Raw genomic sequence first — 590 nt, 5'->3', positions numbered from 1 at the left:
GCCCCGCAGCCCGTCCAGGCCCTGCGCTCGGTGCCGGACCTGCCGGAGCACGAGGCCGAGCACGACGCGGACCTGAGCAACCTCATCGACGGCGACCCCACCACCGTGTGGCGCACCTTCGCCTACGCACGGCCGAACTTCGGCGGCTATGTGGAGAGCATGAACCTCGTGGTCCAGCTCGAGGAGCGCACCGAGGTGAACGAGGTGACCCTGCAGAGCACGGGGGCCACCGGTGGCGCCTGGTTCGCCTACATCGCCGACTCCCCCGAGGGCGCGAACGCCAAGGAGATCGGCAACGGCACCTTCGACCAGGACACCGTCTCCATCCCCGTGCCCTTCGAGGGCACCGAGGCCGAGGCCGAGTACGTGATCGTCAGCCTCACCTCGCTGCCCCAGCTGGAGGGCACGACGTCGGACCTCCCGTTCGGCCTGCGGCTCGGCGAGATCGCCGTCCGCTGACCCCGCGCCCAGGCGACGGCGCGCCGGACCTTCCGGCCGCCGTCGCCGGACGTCGCTGCACCGCGGCCCGACACCGCGGAATACCCGCCCGTGGCTCCGCCGTTGTCCTGGAGGAGCGCCCACCACCCCGA

General features: G+C 72.4%; 1 pseudogene. It reads left to right on the top strand.

The features are described 5' to 3' along the window. A pseudogene (locus QL983_RS11385) lies at nucleotides 1–459 on the top strand (hypothetical protein); the annotation flags it as partial. Nucleotides 460–590 lie beyond the last annotated feature (131 nt).

This window comes from Micrococcus sp. APC 4021, assembly GCF_030407635.1.
Taxonomy (GTDB): Bacteria; Actinomycetota; Actinomycetes; order Actinomycetales; family Micrococcaceae; genus Micrococcus; species Micrococcus luteus.
Note: the sequence above shows the minus strand (reverse complement) of the source record. Positions and strands in the feature narration are given on the sequence as shown.